Below are 18,379 nucleotides of genomic sequence, written 5' to 3' on the forward strand. Positions count from 1 at the left end.
ACGACGCAGGCCCCGCACCGCCGAAGCGGTACGGGGCCTGCGGCCTCACGGCATCAATGCTGCGTCACGATGCCGCCCGAGACGTTCGTGAGCGTCAGTGCTTGTTCTTGAAGTCACGAGCCTTGTCGTCGATCGTGTGGCCGTCACCGTCACGGTCAGCGGTGCGACCGCGCGTGCCGTCGGTGTCGACCTCGACCTCCTCATGGGCAACCTCGGTCTGCACACGCTCGGTGTCACGAACCTCGTCGACATCGAGACCGACGCGCTCGACGGCGACGGTCTCCTTGTCGACGACCGGGCGCTCCTCGTGGAGCGTGACCGTCTCGGTCTGCTCGCCGAGGGTCACGTTCGACGCACGCTCGTTCATCGGCTCGCGCGTGACGTTGACCTCTTCGCGGCTGACCGGCACGTCGACCTGCTGCTGGTCGGTGACGACGTACTTGCGCAGGCGGGCCTTGCCGCTCTCGCGACGCTCGGTGCCGACGTTGACACGCTCCTCGTGGCGCACGACGCCTTCGCCGTCACGGTCACCGTCGAAGTCACGGCGGTCACGGTCACCGTCGACGAAGGCCTCGTCACGGCCGTCGCGGCGGCCGTCACGGTTGTCCGCGATGTCGCGCGCCTTGTCGTCGACCGTGTGGCCGTCGCGGTCACGGTCCGCGGTGACGTCACGGCGGTCGCCGTCGAAGTCACGGTCGCGGCCGGCAGCGCCTGCCACGCCTGCGGCACCAGCGGTACCCGCAGCGCCACCGACGGCGGTGTCGCGGTCACGGTCACCGTCGAAGTCACGACGGTCGCGGTCGCCGTCGAAGTCGCGGCGGTCACCGGCGCCGTTGCCGAGGCCGTAGTAGTGGTAAAGCGCCTCTTCCTGCTCGACGTCAAGGTGCTTGTCGGCGTCCTGACGCGGAGCATCCTTGATCTTGGCCTTCGAGTACGGCAGGTGGAGGTCGTCGCCCTCAACCCGGGCGCCCTCGAGCGGCACGAAGGATTCGGAGGTGCCGAACAGGCCGGTGTTGACCGTCACCCAGGCCGGCTGACCGGTCTGGTCGTCGAGGTAAACCTCGCCCACGGAGCCGACCTTGTCGCCGTCGCTGTCGTAGGCCTTGCCGGAACGGGCTGCCAGAACATCGTCAACGGAAAGCATGTGCAATCTCCTATCGATGAAGGTGTGCACGCGCCGGATCGTCCTGGAACGAACCGGAGTTCACCGGCCGTGCGTCTTGCTCACCACGCAACCACTTTTGGTGGCCCCTGTCACCAGGCTCCGTCGCTAGGGGTGCGAAAACGCATGCAACCTCAGCTTGAGCGGGGCGTCTGAGACCACCCGCCGATTCACCCTCGGGAACGGACGCGGCCAGGTTTAGGGGTGGCGCAACTCATCCCCAAAGGTGGTTAGGCCATCCGACGGAGTCCAAGCGGGCCGCACCGCGACAACAAATGTGATTTATGTCACATTATGCGTCGCGGGCGGACAGCCCGGGCGTGTCACGGCTGGACGATCGGCGTCTGAGCCGCAGCCACCCCTCCGACGTACAGTTCCGCATCGACCGGCGTCGATCGCTTGAGCACGACGAGACCGATGGGGCCGTCGACGTGGTGACGAGCCACCGACGTCAGGCGCCCGACGGGCCGTTCCGTTCCGGCCACCGTGACGTCGGCCCCCACGTCGGGCAGAGTGTGCCCACTTCCGTCGAGGTGGACGAAGGCCAGTCGACGCGGCGGACGGCCGAGGTTGTGGACGCGCGCGATGGTCTCCTGACCTCGGTAGCACCCCTTGTGCAGATGAACCGCCGTGCGCAGGAGATCGAGTTCGTGCGGGATGGTGCGGTGGTCGACCTCCGCCAAGCCGTCCGGGTGCCACGCATTGACGCGCAGCGCCTCGAGCGCCCAAAGGCCCACCGGGGCGCGGTCGCCGAACTCCTCGACAAAGCGTTCCCGCGGGACGACGAGCTCCCGCCAGGCCCAGTCGGCGCCCGGGTGCTCGACACCGCCCGAGTAATCGGCAGAGTCCTCCCCCATCCGCGGCCACGGGTCGACCCAGGCGATGACACCGCGCTCACGCAACTCCTCGGGGGTGGACGGCGCTGCGGTCGGTTCACCGATGACAGCGTAGGAATCCGTGAGGTCCTCGACCTCGACCCGCAACATGAACCGCATCCGCTCGAGGAACTCGGCGAGACCCGCGGCCTTGCCGGGGTCGGTCGTGATCCAAGTGCGTTCTCCGTCGTCGACGACGTGCAGGTCGTACTCGACGTGCCCCTTGGGCCCGAGCACGAGAGCCTGCGTCGAGGTGAACGGCGCGAGGTTCGCCAGGTGCTGCGTCGTCATGGAGTGCAACCAGTTGAGGCGGTCTGGTCCGCTCACCCGAACGACACCCCGCGACGAGAGGTCGACGGCACCGACACCGTCCTCGAGCATCTTCTGCTCGCGCAGTGGGTCGCCGTAGTGGGCTGCCACGTTCGACCAGACGCCGTCCGCCGCGACCGCTCCCGGCCAGGTGAGAGCGGGCGACGCCGGCCCTGAGGTCGACTCGTTCGGGGTCTCGTTGCGCACGTCCTCGTTCACACCCGCCACGGTACGCCAGCACACGAAATCCCCAGGCGCCCCGCCTATGCTTGAACCATGTCTGAGCAGCCGCCACATACGCCCCGTCACGCCATGGACGACGAGCCCGCCGAGGAGCGAAGCACTCGCTCCTCGGATGCTGCCTCCTCCGACCACACCGAAAGGCGCGCGGGCGCGCAGGCTGCCGGTCGCAAGAAGCGCGGCAAGCTACGCACGCTGCTATACATCCTGCTCGCCATGCTGCTCGTCGTCGTCCTTGCCGTGGGCGGCTTCCTGCTGTACCTCAAGTACATCCTCGACAAGGACATCTCACGCGAGGACCTGCTCCCCTCGAGCACCGTGAAGCGCGACGACGCGGCGGGCGACTCACAGAACATCCTTCTGCTCGGCTCGGACAGCCGCGACACGAACCTTCGCGACGGCAGCCGAAGCGACGTCATCCAGCTCGTGCACATCAGCAACGACCGCAAGAAGGTCGAGGTCGTGCACTTCCCGCGTGACATGTACGTCGACATCCCGGGGCACGGCAAGAACAAGATCAACGCCGCCTACGCCTACGGTGGCCCGACGCTGCTCGTGCAAACGATCGAGAAAGCCACGAACGTGCGCATCGACCACGTCGCACAGATCGGGTTCTCCGGCTTCGAGAAGCTCACGGACCACATGGGCGGCGTCGACATGTACGTCCAGCAGCCGGTCGACCTCGGCAAGGACGGCAAGTGGGAGCAGGGTAAGAACCACTTCACGGGCCTCCAGGCGCGCCGCTACGTCCAGGAGCGCAAGCAGCTCGCGCAGGGCGACATCGACCGCGGCAAGAACCAGCAGGCGTGGATCTTCGCGATTTTCCAGAAGGCGAAGTCACGCGGCGTCCTGTCCAACCCGATGACGATCACGAACATCACCAAGGACATCTCGAACAACCTCGCGGTCGACAAGGACTTCACGACGAACTACATGACGTCGTTGGCCTACAGCCTGCGGGGCCTCAAGCAGGACAACATCACCTTCTACACCGCGCCCATCACCGGCTTCGGCAACGAGCCGGGCGCCGGCTCCGTCGACTACGTCGACGAACCCGCTCTGAAGAAGCTGAGCGACGGTCTGCGCAAGGACGACATGACGGGCGTCCCGAACGGCCGCAAGGGCGGCTGACGCTCCCCGAGCACCTTCGAGAAAGGGCACGCGACCGGCTAGCCTGGTCGCGTGCCCTTCGAACTTGATGTGAACATGCCCAAGGAACTCGCACCCCTCGCCTGGCTCATCGGCCGCTGGGAAGGTGCCGGAGTCATCGGTTACCCCGGCCTGGAGTCGGCCAACTTCGGCCAGGAGCTCGTCGTCAGCCACGACGACCGCCCCTTCCTCGAGTGGCACTCGAAGATGTGGAAGCTCGACGACGAGGGCAACAAGGTCGAACCGATCGACACCGAGTTCGGCTACTGGCGGCCGCTGGCGAACAACGAGGTGGAGTTCATGGTGACCCATCCCTCCGGCATCGTCGAGATGTACTACGGCACCACGTCGCCCGCGAAGATCGAACTGCGCACCGACGGCGTCATCCGCTCGCCGCAGGCGCCGGAATACAGCGCCGGCGCTCGTCTGCTCGGCTACGTCAACAGCAACCTCATGTGGGCCTACGACATCGCCCAGGGGGGCAACCCGCTGCAGAGCTACGCCTCGGCGGAGCTCAAGCGCGTCGAGTGAGCGTCTGATCCCAAGCTGTGCGCGGCAGATTTCGCCGCACTGCGGTTCTGGCGCGAGCCGTCAGACGAGTTGGGCGAGAGCCACCGGCAGGAATCCGCACACGAGCACGCAGGCACTGCCTGCGGCCAGCTGTGCGCGCCGATGCGCCGACGTCGCGATCGTGACGGTCGTGCGAAGGCAGGCCCACGACAGAAGACCCGTGAGGGCACCCGCCGCGATCGCGACCACCGGGTCGAGGCCCGCAACGGCACCCACGGCACCCACGAGGCCACCGAGAATCGTCTGGCCCATCCCCATCTCCAGGCGACGGGACGTCGCCCCGGCAATGCCGTCGATGAGGCAACCGAGCGCCGCCGCAACGCCGACGCTCACGAGCAGGCGGTGCGAGGTCACGTCGTCAGCGGCCGGCACGAGGTAGGAACCGGCGCCGAGTACACCGAGCCCGAGGGCGGTGCCGGCGAGTGACATCACGAGGCGCGGACGCCCGTCCTGGCGCATGAGCTGGTGCAGGAAACTCGCGATGAGTCCGAGCGAGACGACCGCGCCGGCCCAGCGGGTGCGATCACCTGCGTCCCCCGCCACCATCGTCGCCGTGAGGGCCAGGGCCGTGATGGCGAGGACGGTACTCGTACCGCGAGGGCTCGGCAGATTGACCAACCGGGGCCAGCCCCAGGCGAGCACGAGACCGAGCGCGAGGCTGACGAAGGCGACCCCTCCGACGGGCAGGGCGCTCGAGACCGCAACCGCGCCGCCGGCGAGGACACCGGCCAGGGCGCCCGAGGCGCGCAGCGACGGCGTGGGGGCTGTCAGTACGCTCACGCGCCCATCCTTCCACCCTCGCTCATCCCCCGGCGAACGGCGGGAGAAGTTCCACCGTGACGCCCTCGGCCACCACGGCGTCGTCGTCGAGACGCCGACCGTCGGCCAGGGCGCTGCAGCGCGCCAGGACGTCACCCATCGTCGGGTGCGCTGCGAGCGCCGCGCGGCGCACGTGTCCCACGGTGACAGGGTTCGCACCCGAGACGTCGAGGTCTTCGGTCTGCACACCGGCGGCCGCTTCGGCGCCGGCCCAGTAGCGAACTCGGACGCTCGTCGTGTCCACTCTTCGGCCCTTCCTTTCGGTGGCTTACCTGCACCAACCGTAGTCTGGACGCGTGGCGCACCTCCTCCTGCTGACGAACGCACGCGGTGCGAGCGTCGAGGTTCTGCCCGCGTTGGGGGCGCTCGCCCACCGGGTTCGCGTCATCGCCCCGGAGGTTTCGGCGGTTGCCACCCGCACCGACACCGACCTCGTCCTGCTCGACGCGCGCTCCGATCTGGTCGCCATGCGGGGCGTCTCCACGTCGCTCGAGAAGCTGCTGCCCGATCTGCCCGTCATCGGCGTGTTCACCGAGGGCGGCCTCGTGGCGCTGACCACGCAGTGGGCCGTCAGCGACGTTCTCGTCGACACCGCCGGGCCGGCCGAGGTGGACGCTCGCATCCGGCTCGCCCTCGCGCGCTCGGGCGCCGACGAGGAGCGCACGGCGCGCATCACCGCGGGTGAACTCGTCATCGACGAGGACGCCTACTGGGCACGCATCCGCGGCACTGCGCTCGATCTCACGTACAAGGAGTTCGAGTTGCTCAAACACCTCGCCGGCCACCCCGGCCGTGTGTTCACGCGCGATCAGCTCCTGCAGGAGGTGTGGGGCTACGACTACTTCGGTGGCACCCGCACCGTCGATGTCCACGTGCGGCGCCTGCGCGCGAAGCTCGGCCCCGAACACGACGCCCTCATCGGCACCGTGCGTAACGTCGGCTACCGCTTCGTCGAGCAACCGAGGCGCCCCGATGCCGCTCGTTAGGGTGGTTGCATGACCTTTCGCGTACGCCCCGCCGATCTTCCAGACGACTCCGCCGCGATCCTCGCCCTCGCCGCGAGCGCCGAGGCGATCGACGGTGTCGGCGCGCTCAACGAGGAGTCGCGCCTGGCGATCCAGCGTGGCGCCGGCGACAGCGCGGTGCGCGTTGCCGAGGGCGACAGCGACGAAACGATCGTGGGCGTCCTCGTCGACGCCGAGGGCGACGGCGCCGCGTGCGATCTCGTGACGCACCCCGAGCATCGCCGCCGGGGCGTCGCCACGGCGCTGCTCGCTGCCGAAGCGGAGAGCGTCGAGCGTTACGGCGTGTGGGCCCACGGCGACTTCGAGAGTGCGCGCGCCCTGGCCGAGGCGCTCGGTCTGGAACGCGTGCGCGACCTGTGGCAGATGAGCCGCGAGGTCAGCCCCGAGGAGACGTTCGACGTCGAGCTCCCCGAGGGGTTCGTCGCCCGTCCCTTCGACGGCAGTGACGACCAGGCCCGGGCCTGGCTCGACGTGAACGCGGCGGCCTTCGTCCACCACCCCGAGCAGGGCCGTATGACGATGGACGACCTGCGCGCGCGTATGGCAGAGGAGTGGTTCGAGCGCGAGGGGCTCATTCTCGTGTGGCACGAGCCGAGCGGCGAACTGGCCGCATCGCACTGGACGAAGCGTGAGCCCGGCAGCGACACGGGCGAGGTGTACGTCGTCGCCGTCGCACCGGCCTACCAGGGCCGCGGGCTCGCCGGACCGCTGACGAACCTCGGGCTGGCCCACCTCGCCGGGCTCGGCGTCCACGAGGTCGAGCTCTACGTCGAGGGCGACAACGAGCCCGCCAAGGCCACCTACACACGTCGCGGATTCCACAAATCGGCTCAGGACGTCCTCTACGTTCACACCGGCGCCGAGAGCCTGCAACGATAGGGGCATGACTGCCTCGACCTCCGGTTCGAAGAACACCCCGAAGGCCTCCGCGAGCAAGCGCACGCCGGCCAAGAGCGGCTCCGGTAAGCAGACGCCGGCAAGTGCACGCACCGCCACTCCGGCCGGCGCCGACGCCACGTTGGACGCGGCCACGGGCACCGGCGAGGTTGCGCCGCCCGCGCCGAACACCACGTCGTCGGCTGCCGTCGCACGGTTCAAGCCCCGCGCGGCGACGCGTCCCCGGGCCACCGAGAACGCTCCCCGCCCCGACGCCGAACGCGACAAGGCTCCGAACGACCTGCCGGGCGATCGCTTCCTCGACCGTGAGATGTCGTGGCTGCAGTTCAACGAGCGCGTCCTGCAGCTCTCCACCGACCCGAACGTGCCGCTGCTCGAGCGCGCCCGCTTCCTGTCGATCTTCTCGAGCAACCTCGACGAGTTCTTCATGGTGCGAGTCGCCGGCCTCAAGCGCCGCATCGCTGCTGGTCTCGCTGTGCGTTCGGCCTCCGGCCTCGAACCGCGCGAGCTCCTCGACGACCTCACCCGCGCCTCGCACGACCTCATGGATCTCCACGCGGGCGTCTTTCAGCGCCAGGTGCGCCCGGCGCTCGAGGACGAGGGCATCCAGCTGCTCAAGCCGACACAGCTGACGGAAGCCGACCGCCAGTACCTGCGCCGCTACTTCGAGTCGCAGGTCTTCCCCGTCCTCACGCCGCTCGCCGTCGACCCGGCGCACCCTTTCCCCTACATCTCGGGCCTGTCGGTCAACCTGGCCGTCCTGCTCATCGATCCGAAGACGGAGCGCGAGCACTTCGCCCGCGTCAAGGTGCCGCCGCTGCTGCCCCGCATGGTGAAGCTGCCCGCCGGACCGGACGAGGACGCGCTCTACCACGCCCGCTTCGTCACACTCGAGGACGTCATCGCCGAGCACCTCGACGTGCTCTTCCCCGGCATGGAGGTGCACGAGCACTTCACGTTCCGCGTCACGCGCAACGAGGACCTCGAGGTGGAGGAGGACGACGCGGAGAACCTCCTCACGGCTCTCGAGAAGGAGCTCACGCGTCGTCGTTTCGGTGCCGCCGTGCGCCTCGAGGTGGCCGACGACATGGACGCCCACGTCCTCGAACTGCTCACCCGCGAACTCGGTGTGAGCGACGACGAGGTCTTCCGCCTGCCCGAACCGCTCGACCTGCGTGGCCTCGGCGACATCGCCGATCTCGACCGCAGCGAACTGCAGTGGCCGCGCTTCCTGCCCAAGACGCACCCATTGCTCGCGCCCGTCGAGCGCTCCGAAGCCCCCGACATCCTCGGCGCCATGCGCAGTAGCGACATCCTGCTGCACCACCCGTACGACTCGTTCTCGACGTCGGTGCAGGCGTTCGTCGAGCAGGCCGCCGCCGACCCGGACGTCCTCGCGATCAAGCAGACGCTCTACCGCACGAGCGGAAACTCCCCCATCATCACGGCGCTCATCGACGCCGCGCAGGCCGGCAAGCAGGTGCTCGCCGTCGTCGAGATCAAGGCCCGCTTCGACGAGGAGAACAACATCTCCTGGGCCCGCAAGCTCGAGCGCGCGGGCGTCCACGTCGTCTACGGCATGGTGGGGCTCAAGACGCACGCCAAGCTGTGCCTCGTCGTGCGTCACGAGGGCGACGGTATTCGCCGCTACTGCCACGTCGGCACCGGCAACTACAACCCGAAGACGGCGCGCCTGTACGAAGACCTGGGCCTACTCACCACCGACCCGGACGTGGGCGAGGACATCGGGCGCCTGTTCAACCAGCTCTCGGGCATGGCACCGCGCGCCAAGTTCAAGCGCCTGCTCGTCGCCCCGCGCTCGGTTCGCAGCGGGCTGCTCGAACGCCTCGACGCCTGCATCGAGGCCGCCAAGTCCGGCAAGAAGGCCACCGTCTCGATCAAGGTGAACTCGATCGTGGACGAGCAGATCATCGACGCCTGTTACCGCGCCTCGCAGGCCGGCGTGAAGGTGAACGTGCTCGTACGCGGCATCTGCGCCCTGCGCCCCGGTGTGCCGGGTCTCAGCGAGAACATCGAGGTCCGCTCGATTCTCGGTCGTTTCCTCGAGCACAGCCGCGTCTTCATCTTCGAGATCGAGGGCAGGGAGCCGACGGTCTACATCGGCAGCGCCGACATGATGCACCGCAACCTCGACCGGCGCGTGGAGGCTCTCGTCGGGCTCACGGACGAGCGCCAGGTCTCAACGCTCGTGGACCTCGTCGCCGCGGGTATGAGTGACGAGACATCGTCGTGGCGTCTCGACGCCGAGGGCCGCTGGCACCGTGAGAATCTCCTCGCCGACGGCGAGCCGAAGCACGACTACCAAGCCGACCTCATCGAGGCCTACTCCAAGCGTCGCCGCAAGGGCCGCCGCCGGTGAGCCCGGCGAACCGGGTGAACCACGCCCGGCGCGGCAGCCCCCAGGTCGTTCCTGCCGCCGGCGCGCTCGTGTGGCGCCGCCGTCAGGGACGCCTCGAGGTGGCGCTCGTTCACCGCGCCCGCTACGACGACTGGTCCTGGCCCAAGGGCAAACTCGACCCCGGCGAGACGTTCGCCGAGGCGGCTGTGCGCGAGGTGCTCGAGGAGACGGGTCTGGCCGTCCGTCTCGGCATTCCGCTGCCCGAACTCGTCCACGGCCTCGCCAACGGCAGCACCAAGGTGGTGCGCTACTGGGCGGCCGAGGTCGTCGGCGGCAGTGGCGCGCTCGACCACGAGGTCGACGAGGTCCGCTGGCTCACCGTTGAGAATGCCCGGCGCAAGCTGAGCTACTCGCGGGATCACTTGCCACTCGACGCGCTCGTCGAAGCGGAGCTCACCGGGCGCCTCGAGACGTGGTCGTTGCTGCTCGTACGTCATTCTCACGCTCAAGCCCGCTCTGCCTACCGCGGTTCCGACGACGCTCGACGTCCCCTGAGCGACCGCGGCAAGCAGCGCGCGAAGGCCCTCGTGCCGGTGCTCGGTGCGTGGACGCCCGAGCGCGTCGTCTCGTCGTCGTCGGCCCGCTGCGTCCAGACGGTCAAGCCGTTCACGAACGCCACGGGCACGCCGCTTCGCACGAAGGCCGCGTTGTCCGAGGAGACCTTCGAGGTCTCCCCCGCCAAGGCCGGGCGACAGCTCGTCAAGGCGTTCGAACGCGGTCTACCGGTCGCGTTGTGCACCCACCGCCCACTCCTGCCGGCGCTCGTCGCAACGCTGTCCGAGCACGCTCCGAAGGGATCTCCGGCCCGTCGCCTGCTCGGTCGCATCAAGGCCAACGGCATGGACAAGGGCGAGGTTCTCGTCTGTCAGATGCTGGGCTCGGGAGCGAACGCTCAGGTGATCTCGGTCGAGCGGTTGCGCACGCCTGTGCTCGAACGCTGACGCGCCCTCACCGACGCGGCCAACCGCCGGTCCGAAACTGATGTGATGCACATCTCATTCGGGCGGGCGTCACGTTCACGCTCTGTTCACCGAAGCAGGGCCATCCGGTCACTCTCGACGCCTACGTTCCATCACGTCCAGGCGAATGCCCGGAATCCAGTTTTCGAGAGGTACTCCTACCGTGAAGATCACGAGCATTGCCCGCATCTCCAGCGTCGCCCTCGCGAGCGCCCTCGCCCTGAGCGCCTGTGGCAGCGAGACGTCCGGTTCCGACAACTCGTCCTCGTCCAAGTCGGGCGGCGACTCGGCCGCCTCCGCCGAGTGCGGCACGAAGGCCCTCAAGGCCGAGGGTTCGACCGCCCAGGACAACGCCATCCAGGACGCGATCGAGAAGTACCAGGACAACTGCGAGGACGCGACCGTCACCTACAACGGCACCGGTTCCGGTAACGGCATCAAGCAGTTCATCGCCGGCCAGGTCGACTTCGCCGGCTCCGACTCGGCTCTCAAGACGAAGCCGAAGGACGGCAAGATCGAGACCGACGAGGCCAAGAAGGCCTGCGGCTCCGACGCCTGGAACCTCCCGATGGTGACCGGCCCGATCGCCGTCTCCTACAACCTCAAGGACGTCAAGGACCCGATCACCCTGACGCCGGCCGTCCTCGCCGACATCTTCAACGGCAAGATCACGAAGTGGAACGACCCGGCGATCGCCAAGATCAACTCCGGCGTCACGCTCCCGGCCAAGGACATCAAGGTCTTCTTCCGCTCCGACGAGTCGGGCACGACCGAGAACTTCACCAAGTACCTGAACGCCTCCGCCAAGGACAAGTGGACGGCCGAGCCGGGCAAGAAGTGGACCGGCAAGGGTGAAGGCGCCGCCAAGACGGCCGGTGTCACCTCCGCCGTGAAGTCCACCGACGGCGCCATCACGTACGCCGAGTGGTCAGCCGCGCAGGACAGCGACCTCCAGGTCGCCAAGATCGACAACGGCGCCGGCGCCGTTGAGCTGACGGGCGAGTCGGCCGCCAAGGCCGTCGAGGCCGCCAAGATCGAGGGCAAGGGCAACGACCTTCGCCTCAAGCTCGACTACGCGACGAAGGAGAAGGGCGCTTACCCGATCGTCCTCGTCACGTACGAAATCGTCTGCTCGAAGTACAAGGACGCAGAGGCCGGCAAGTCCGTCAAGGCGTTCCTCAACCACTTCGCGAGCGAGGACGTCCAGAAGGGCCTGGAGGAGCAGGGCTACGCCCCGCTGCCGACGTCCGTCCAGGAGAAGGTCAAGACGGCCACCAACGCCATCAAGTGACGCTCGACGCCTGACGGGGTGCTCGGGGCGATTTCGCCCCGAGCACCCCTCGGCACGTCCACCGAAACGGATCGACTGCCGATGCAGGCGTCTCCTTCGACCGATCGACCAGCACGAGCAAAGAGGCAGGAAACCTCATGAGTTCAATCACCGGCGTCTCAGCGGCCGACACGCCCGGCCCTGACGACGACCTGCACGAGGGTGGTCCCGAGGGGCGCACCCCCGCCGGCGACGGCGCCTCGACCGGCCGCCTGGGCGACAAGATCTTCGGCGGCCTCGCAGGGGGCGCAGGCCTCATCGTCGTCCTCCTCGTCACGCTCGTCGGCGCGTTCCTCGTCATCCAGGCCGTGCCGTCGTTGCTCGACAACGAATCGAACTTCCTCTTCTCCCAGGACTGGGACGTCGACTCCTCACCGCTGCACTTCGGTATCGCGCGGCTGCTGTGGGTGACTGTCCTGAGTTCGGTTCTCGCCATGTGCATCGCGGTTCCGCTGTCGGTCTGCATCGCCCTGTTCCTCACGCAGTACGCGCCCAAGTGGCTCGCGAAGCCGGGTGCTGCACTCATCGACCTGCTCGCCGCGGTTCCCTCGATCGTGTACGGCCTCTGGGGCGTGTTCACGGTCGGTCCGCACTTCCAGCCGGTTCAGGACGCGCTGACGAGCGTTCTCGGTTGGTTCCCGCTCTTCAGCGACGAAGGCGCGAGCGCTGCACGCACCATCGCGTTCGTCTCCGTGATCCTCGCCATCATGATTCTGCCGATCATCACGGCCCTGTCGCGTGAGGTCTTCGCCCAGACGCCGCAGGCCCACAAGGACGCCGCGACGGCTCTCGGTGCCACGAACTGGGAAGTCATCCGCACCGCCGTTCTCCCGTTCGGCAAGCCCGGCGTCATCTCCGCCTCGATGCTCGGCCTCGGCCGCGCGCTCGGTGAGACCGTCGCCGTCATGATGATCGTCTCCTCGCTGGCCGACGGCGCTCCGTGGAGTTGGTCGATGTTCACCGGCGGTGAGACCTTCGCCTCGAAGATCGCCAACAACGCCGGTGAGTTCGACGACCCGGGCAAGACGGGCGCCTTCATCGCCGCCGGCCTGGTCCTGTTCATCCTGACGTTCATCGTCAACGCGATCGCGCGCATCGTGATCGAGCGTAGGAAGGCCTTCACCGAATGAGCACCGCAGCAACGACGGCATCGAAGGGTGCGCGCGGCGGCGACAAGAGCCCGCAGCTTTCCCAGCTCGGCCAGTCGGGTAGCCGTGCCCTGAAGAACAACATCGCCACCGGCGTCATGTGGGGTGCGTTCATCATCGCGCTCATCCCGCTCGGCTGGATCCTCGCCACGGTTCTCGTCAAGGGTGGCTCGCTCCTGCTCGACATCGGCTGGTGGACCGAGTCCCAGCGTGGCGTCGGCCGCAAGGAGGTCGGCGGCGGCGCCGCCCACGCCATCCAGGGAACGCTCCTGCAGGCTCTCGTCACGGCCCTCATCGCTGTGCCGATCGGCGTGATGACGGCCGTCTACCTCGTCGAGTACGGCCGGGGCAAGGCCGCCAAGGTCGTCAGCTTCATGGTCGACATCCTCACCGGTGTGCCCTCGATCGTCGCGGCCCTCTTCATCTACGCGATCTGGGTGACGACGTTCGGTCTCGACCGCATTCCCTTCGCGGTGTGCCTCGCCCTCGTCCTGCTCATGATCCCCGTGGTCGTGCGCTCGACGGAGGAGATGCTCAAGCTCGTGCCGAACGAACTGCGCGAGGCTTCCTACGCGCTCGGTGTCCCGAAGTGGAAGACGATCATGAAGATCGTCCTGCCCACGGCCTTCTCGGGCATCGTCACCGGTGTGCTGCTCGGCCTGGCCCGTGTCATGGGTGAGACGGCACCGCTCATCATCCTGGCCCCATACTTCAAGTCGCTCACGACGAACCTGTTCGACGGCCTCATGGGCACCCTGCCCACGATGATCTACAACGGCCGCGACAACATGAGCGTGCCGGAGTCGGCCGAACGAGTGTGGGCCGCCGCCTGCACGCTCATCCTCCTCATCCTCGTCCTCAACCTGCTGGGCCGCCTCGTGGGCCGTTTCAGCAAGGTCAAGAACTGACATCCGCGTCGGCGGATACGACTCGAAGGAAACGACAGTCACATGAGCAAGCGGATCGACGTTCAGAACCTCAACGTCTTCTACGGCGACTTCCTCGCCGTCAAGGACGCGTCGATGACCATCGAGCCTCGCTCGGTCACGGCCTTCATCGGCCCGTCGGGCTGCGGTAAGTCGACGTTCCTGCGCACCCTCAACCGCATGCACGAGGTCATCCCGGGCGGGCGCGTCGAGGGCAAGGTGCTTCTCGACAACGAGGACCTCTACGGCCCCGGCGTCGACCCGGTGGCCGTGCGCCGCACGGTCGGCATGGTGTTCCAGCGCCCCAACCCGTTCCCGACGATGTCCATCGGCGACAACGTCGTTGCGGGCCTTCGCCTCAACGGCGTCAAGGACAAGAAGGTGCTGCAGGAGAAGATGGAGGAGTCGCTGCGCGGCGCCAACCTCTGGAACGAGGTGAAGGACCGTCTCGACAAGCCGGGCGCAGGTCTTTCGGGTGGTCAGCAGCAGCGCCTGTGCATCGCCCGCGCAATCGCCGTCTCCCCCGACGTTCTCCTCATGGACGAGCCGTGCTCGGCGCTCGACCCCATTTCGACCCTCGCCATCGAGGACCTGATGAACGAGCTCAAGAGCGAGTACACCATCGTCATCGTCACGCACAACATGCAGCAGGCCGCCCGCGTGGCCGACCGCACGGCGTTCTTCAACCTCGAGGCCACCGGCAAGCCGGGCATGCTCGTCGAGATGAACGACACGCAGAAGATGTTCTCGAACCCGGATCAGCGGGCGACGGAGGACTACATCTCGGGCCGCTTCGGCTGAGCGAATGCGGCGTGAGGATCGGAGCGCAGCGTAGCGAGCACCGGACCGGAGCGCCGCACAGAGCTCAGCCAAGAAGGAATCGGCTGAGCGAAGGTCGTGTCGACGAAGAACGGAGCCCGGGGTACCACCGCAGCGAAGCGAGGATGGTGCCCCGGGCTCCGGGCGTACGGAGACGCACATCGAAGCGGCGTGAGGATCGGAGCGCAGCGTAGCGAGCACCGGACCGGAGCGCCGCACCGAGCTCAGCCAAGAAGGAATCGGCTGAGCGAAGGTCGTGTCGACGAAGAACGGCGCCCGGGGTACCACCGCAGCGAAGCGAGGATGGTGCCCCGGGCTCCGGGCGTACGGAGACGCGCATCGAAACGGCGTGAGGATCGGAGCGCAGCGTAGCGAGCACCGGACCGGGGCGCCGCACCGAGCTCAGCCAAGAAAGAATGGCTGAGCGAGGTTCACTACCTCTGGCTTCGGCAAGGCCCTCCGACACTGCGCGTGTCGGAGGGCCTTCGTCCTTCTCGAACAGCGTCCGCCTGCAGCCGTACCCGCGTCACCCCAACCGGTGAAGCACCCTAGTTAGACAAACGTCCACAAGCGTGATGATCATTACACGGATATCCGGGGCCCCTTCGCCTGTCGTTCACCACGACGTCATGCACACTTGGGGCGTGGCGAATGAAGCAATCGCGCTCGGGGGAACGTCGCGCAAGAAGATCCTCAAGCGACGCAAGAAGCAGGTCATCGAGCGAGGGGCCGAGCCGACCCCCGACGAGATCGTGTTCTCCGACACCCCCGGCATCATCGACGACGGCAACTTCAGCTTCGGCGTGTGTCACGTCTGCGAGTGGCGCGGCAAGGGACGACGGGCCCGCGAGAAGGCGCGTCGGGACGCCGCCGAGCACTACCTGCTCGAGCACTGAGGCCCATAGTTCCGTCCTATGAAAAAACGCTCACCCCGCAGCAGCGAGGTGAGCGTTTCGACGTGAAGCGCGCTGGGCCGGGAGCGCCTCTCGGCACGTGGCCGCTCGTGGCGGCTGAATTTGGGACCCGGGGCTACCGCGGCCCAGCGCACGTTAAAGCCTAACGACTGAGTGCGGCGATTTCATTCCCCGAACGGGTGGCATGTGCCACGACCTTGGGACCGCCCCTACCGCCGGCGTCATCGTTGGGCAGGGTTTCCTGCAGTCGGGCCGAGGGAGACACTGCCCGGGCGCAGGAAAGTCTGCCCAACGTCGTCGAGCAGGCGCTCCACATCAGTCGAGCGATCCGATGCGCCAGGCGGCGGCGCACTTCGTCAGGTCACGAGCCGTGTCACCGAGGAGCGCAGCGCTACGCGCCTCACCGTCGGCTCGAGCATCGTCGTGTCCGTCGTGACGCTCCGCGCGCTCGGCCCGTCCGCTCGCGACGACGCGGCAGAACGCGGCAGCCCGCTCGAGCGCGACGGCGAAGTCACCCGTGAACGCGCCCTCGAGGATGCGGTCGACGAGGTGCTCGATCTCCTTCGGGCCGTACGGGTCGGCCGAACCGGCGACCGCGTGCGCAACCTGCGCGTGCCGGATTCCGGCCGTGTAGTCCGCCGACGCCTCGACCGACGCCCGCCGCACCCACTCGCGCAGCGTGTAGAGGCGCCACATCGCGCCCGGGAGGGAAACTGCGGGACGCCCCGACCACAGCTGCGCGAGCGTCGACAGGCCGATCTCGTCGGTGAGCGCGATGAGTCGACGCGTCACCTCGGGGTCGGAGTTGGTGCGCCCCGCGCCCACGAGCACGGCCGCGCTCTCGTGCGCCACCGCCGTCACGTCCGCCGGGTCGGGTGCGCCGGCGAACGACTGGAAGTCACGATCGGTGAAGAACAGCGGCTTGTGGTGGGCGCGAGCCAAGAGCGGGTTTCCCTTCGTCAGGTCGGCGTCTCAGCGCAGGAGCGCGACCGAGTCCGTCGGGATGACGACGCTCGAGCCGCTGCCGTCGCGGCCTTCGCGCACGTCGACCGTGTGCCAGGCCGCGACGACCTCGCCCGTTTCGGTGACGGGCTCGTCGCTGAGGTTGACGACCACACGAAGGTCGCCTCGGTGGACAACGACGACGCTGCTCGAACCCTTCCCGCGGCGCTCCACCCGCGTCGTGCCGAGATCGTCGGCGGCGAGCGACGGCTCGTCGCGGCGCAGGCGGATGAGGGTGCGGTACCAGTCGAGTAGGAGCGCAGACTCTCCCTCGGTGTCGTCGAGTTCGCTCCAGTCGAGGGTCGAGTTGGTGAACGTCGACTCCTCCTGCGGGTCGGGCACCTCGTCGCCCCATCCGTGCGCGGCGAACTCCTCGGCGCGACCGCGCGACGTCGCCGCAGCGATCTCGGGGTCGTCGTGGTCGGTGAAGAACTGCCACGGCGTGCGGGCGCCGTACTCCTCCCCCATGAAGAGCATCGGCGTGTACGGCGAGGAGAGCAGAAGCGCTGAGCCACAGGCCAACCGGCCGACCGAGAGCAGGTGCGACAAACGATCGCCGGAGGCGCGGTTACCGACCTGGTCGTGCGTCTGCAGCGATGCGACGTAGCGCCAGCCCGGCGTCTGCGCGGGGTCCACGGGGCGCCCGTGACGGCGTCCGCGGAAGCTCGAGTACGTGCCGTCGTGGAAGAACGGCGTCGTGAAGACCTTTGCGAGCGCCTCCGGATCGGCGAAGTCCTCGTAGTAGCCCTGGGTCTCGCCCGTGAGCAGCACGTGCAGGGCGTGGTGGATGTCGTCGGCCCACTGGCCCGTGAGGCCCAGGCCGGAGGAGCCACCGTCGGCCACGGCGATTTCGCCGGTCACCGGCTCGCGCCGGCGCGGCGTCACAGTGGCGGGGTCGTTGCGGTCGGACTCGGCCACGACGACGACGCGGCGTCCGAGGCGCTCGGCTGCGGCTTCGAGGTTGGCGACGATCTCCTCGAGGATGTGCACGGCCGACTCGTCGACGAGCGCGTGCACGGCGTCGAGGCGGAAGGCGTCGACGTGGAAGCGCTCGAACCACATGAGCGCGTTCTCGATGATGATGCGACGCACCTCGTCGCTGTTCGGGCCGTCGAGGTTGATGGCCGTGCCCCACGGGGACTGGCGGGCCTCGTTGTAGATCGGCATGAAGACCGGCAGGTAGTTGCCGTTCGGCCCGAGGTGGTTGTAGACGACGTCGAGGCACACGGCGAGGCCCTTGGCGTGGCACGCGTCAACGAACGCCTGGAACGCCTGCGGGCCGCCGTAGGCGCTGCTCGTGGCGTACCAGTTGACGCCGTCGTAACCCCAGTTCCAGCGGCCCGGAACGGCATTCACCGGCAGGATCTCGACGTGCGTCACGCCGAGGTCGACGAGGTGGTCGAGGCGAGCAGCCGCCGCCTCGAACGTGCCCTCCTCGGTGAACGTGCCGATGTGCAGTTCGTAGAAGACAGCTCCCTCGAGGCCGTTGCCGCCGGTGCGCGTGTGGTGGCCCTGCCACTCGGCGTCGCCCCACTCGTACTCACCGAGGTCGACGACCTGGCTCGGGCCGTGCACGCCCTCGGGCTGCAACAGGCTGCGCGGATCGGGACGCAGATCGCCGCCGTCCACGCTGAACGCGTACTCACTGCCGACGGCGAGCGGCTCGCGCGAGTGCCACCAGCCGTCGTCGCCGGAGCGCATGAGGGAACGTACGCCGTCGGCGACGAGGTGGACGCTGCGCTCGGCGTTGGGCGCCCAGACCGAGATGGTCTGCGCCGACCCGTTGAAATCGGGCGATTCGTAGGTGGTCATCGTC

Annotated in this window: 17 protein-coding genes; 11 read left to right on the forward strand and 6 right to left on the reverse strand. The window is 68.1% G+C overall.

The window, feature by feature from the left end; genetic code table 11:
- Positions 1 to 94: 94 nt before the first annotated feature.
- Complete coding sequence (locus tag IM689_RS06390; protein WP_193643352.1) at positions 95 to 1,144, reverse strand: DUF2382 domain-containing protein; 1,050 nt, start codon at positions 1,142 to 1,144, stop codon at positions 95 to 97.
- 341 nt (positions 1,145 to 1,485) lie between these two features.
- Positions 1,486 to 2,565, reverse strand: a complete 1,080-nt coding sequence (gene ygfZ / locus IM689_RS06395) for a CAF17-like 4Fe-4S cluster assembly/insertion protein YgfZ (RefSeq protein WP_187037402.1) — start codon at positions 2,563 to 2,565, stop codon at positions 1,486 to 1,488.
- Positions 2,566 to 2,622: 57 nt separating this feature from the next.
- Between ygfZ and IM689_RS06400 the strand changes: the two genes are divergently transcribed.
- Positions 2,623 to 3,717 carry an LCP family protein gene (locus tag IM689_RS06400; protein WP_193643354.1) on the forward strand — a complete coding sequence of 365 codons (1,095 nt, stop codon included), beginning with the start codon at positions 2,623 to 2,625 and terminating at the stop codon, positions 3,715 to 3,717.
- Between the two features lie 51 nt (positions 3,718 to 3,768).
- On the forward strand, positions 3,769 to 4,266 hold the full coding sequence (locus IM689_RS06405; RefSeq protein ID WP_193643355.1) for an FABP family protein: 498 nt from the start codon (positions 3,769 to 3,771) through the stop codon (positions 4,264 to 4,266).
- A gap of 60 nt (positions 4,267 to 4,326) precedes the next feature.
- On the opposite strand, the gene IM689_RS06410 is transcribed toward IM689_RS06405, so the two are convergent.
- Together IM689_RS06410 and IM689_RS06415 are read right to left on the reverse strand one after the other, a co-directional pair.
- Positions 4,327 to 5,085: a hypothetical protein gene (locus IM689_RS06410; RefSeq protein WP_193643356.1), complete on the reverse strand. Its 759-nt coding sequence runs from the start codon at positions 5,083 to 5,085 to the stop codon at positions 4,327 to 4,329.
- Between the two features lie 22 nt (positions 5,086 to 5,107).
- Complete coding sequence (locus IM689_RS06415) at positions 5,108 to 5,368, reverse strand: MoaD/ThiS family protein (RefSeq protein WP_047312344.1); 261 nt, start codon at positions 5,366 to 5,368, stop codon at positions 5,108 to 5,110.
- 52 nt (positions 5,369 to 5,420) lie between these two features.
- Between IM689_RS06415 and IM689_RS06420 the strand changes: the two genes are divergently transcribed.
- The 9 genes from IM689_RS06420 to IM689_RS06460 all read left to right on the forward strand — a co-directional run bounded on the left by IM689_RS06420 (position 5,421) and on the right by IM689_RS06460 (position 15,543).
- Positions 5,421 to 6,110 (forward strand): response regulator transcription factor, encoded by a 690-nt coding sequence (locus IM689_RS06420; protein WP_193643357.1) that lies wholly within the window; start codon positions 5,421 to 5,423, stop codon positions 6,108 to 6,110.
- Positions 6,111 to 6,119: 9 nt separating this feature from the next.
- Positions 6,120 to 7,028 carry a mycothiol synthase gene (gene mshD / locus IM689_RS06425; RefSeq protein ID WP_193643358.1) on the forward strand — a complete coding sequence of 303 codons (909 nt, stop codon included), beginning with the start codon at positions 6,120 to 6,122 and terminating at the stop codon, positions 7,026 to 7,028.
- A 4-nt stretch (positions 7,029 to 7,032) separates the two neighbouring features.
- Complete coding sequence (locus tag IM689_RS06430) at positions 7,033 to 9,426, forward strand: RNA degradosome polyphosphate kinase (RefSeq protein WP_193643359.1); 2,394 nt, start codon at positions 7,033 to 7,035, stop codon at positions 9,424 to 9,426.
- Positions 9,423 to 10,406: an NUDIX hydrolase gene (locus IM689_RS15025; RefSeq protein WP_319803822.1), complete on the forward strand. Its 984-nt coding sequence runs from the start codon at positions 9,423 to 9,425 to the stop codon at positions 10,404 to 10,406. The genes IM689_RS06430 and IM689_RS15025 overlap by 4 nt, the downstream gene beginning before the upstream one ends.
- Positions 10,407 to 10,587: 181 nt before the next feature.
- The gene (pstS, locus tag IM689_RS06440; RefSeq protein WP_193643360.1) at positions 10,588 to 11,715 is read left to right on the forward strand and encodes a phosphate ABC transporter substrate-binding protein PstS; all 1,128 of its coding nucleotides are present in this window, start codon (positions 10,588 to 10,590) and stop codon (positions 11,713 to 11,715) included.
- 137 nt (positions 11,716 to 11,852) lie between these two features.
- On the forward strand, positions 11,853 to 12,884 hold the full coding sequence (pstC, locus tag IM689_RS06445) for a phosphate ABC transporter permease subunit PstC (RefSeq protein ID WP_193643361.1): 1,032 nt from the start codon (positions 11,853 to 11,855) through the stop codon (positions 12,882 to 12,884).
- Positions 12,881 to 13,810: a phosphate ABC transporter permease PstA gene (gene pstA / locus IM689_RS06450; protein ID WP_193643362.1), complete on the forward strand. Its 930-nt coding sequence runs from the start codon at positions 12,881 to 12,883 to the stop codon at positions 13,808 to 13,810. The genes pstC and pstA overlap by 4 nt, the downstream gene beginning before the upstream one ends.
- Positions 13,811 to 13,852: 42 nt before the next feature.
- Positions 13,853 to 14,629, forward strand: a complete 777-nt coding sequence (gene pstB, locus IM689_RS06455) for a phosphate ABC transporter ATP-binding protein PstB (protein ID WP_193643363.1) — start codon at positions 13,853 to 13,855, stop codon at positions 14,627 to 14,629.
- A gap of 662 nt (positions 14,630 to 15,291) precedes the next feature.
- Positions 15,292 to 15,543 (forward strand): hypothetical protein, encoded by a 252-nt coding sequence (locus tag IM689_RS06460; RefSeq protein WP_047312352.1) that lies wholly within the window; start codon positions 15,292 to 15,294, stop codon positions 15,541 to 15,543.
- 333 nt (positions 15,544 to 15,876) lie between these two features.
- Here IM689_RS06460 and IM689_RS06465 read toward each other — a convergent pair whose 3' ends face one another.
- Entirely contained in the window at positions 15,877 to 16,503 is a 627-nt protein-coding gene (locus IM689_RS06465) for a hypothetical protein (RefSeq protein WP_193643364.1), read from the reverse strand.
- Positions 16,504 to 16,533: 30 nt separating this feature from the next.
- Positions 16,534 to 18,375 carry a malto-oligosyltrehalose trehalohydrolase gene (gene treZ / locus IM689_RS06470; RefSeq protein WP_193643593.1) on the reverse strand — a complete coding sequence of 614 codons (1,842 nt, stop codon included), beginning with the start codon at positions 18,373 to 18,375 and terminating at the stop codon, positions 16,534 to 16,536.
- Positions 18,376 to 18,379 lie beyond the last annotated feature (4 nt).

The sequence above is a fragment of the Dermacoccus barathri genome (assembly GCF_015070805.1).
GTDB lineage: Bacteria > Actinomycetota > Actinomycetes > Actinomycetales > Dermatophilaceae > Dermacoccus > Dermacoccus abyssi.

Bases quoted from the DNA above. Each gene is read 5' to 3' on its own strand.
- pstC (WP_193643361.1), top strand. From the start codon at position 11,853: ATGAGTTCAATCACCGGCGTCTCAGCGGCCGACACGCCCGGCCCTGAC.
- IM689_RS06400 (WP_193643354.1), top strand. From the start codon at position 2,623: ATGTCTGAGCAGCCGCCACATACGCCCCGTCACGCCATGGACGACGAG.
- mshD (WP_193643358.1), top strand. From the start codon at position 6,120: ATGACCTTTCGCGTACGCCCCGCCGATCTTCCAGACGACTCCGCCGCG.
- treZ (WP_193643593.1), bottom strand. From the start codon at position 18,375: ATGACCACCTACGAATCGCCCGATTTCAACGGGTCGGCGCAGACCATC.
- pstB (WP_193643363.1), top strand. From the start codon at position 13,853: ATGAGCAAGCGGATCGACGTTCAGAACCTCAACGTCTTCTACGGCGAC.
- IM689_RS06430 (WP_193643359.1), top strand. From the start codon at position 7,033: ATGACTGCCTCGACCTCCGGTTCGAAGAACACCCCGAAGGCCTCCGCG.
- pstA (WP_193643362.1), top strand. From the start codon at position 12,881: ATGAGCACCGCAGCAACGACGGCATCGAAGGGTGCGCGCGGCGGCGAC.
- IM689_RS06390 (WP_193643352.1), bottom strand. From the start codon at position 1,144: ATGCTTTCCGTTGACGATGTTCTGGCAGCCCGTTCCGGCAAGGCCTAC.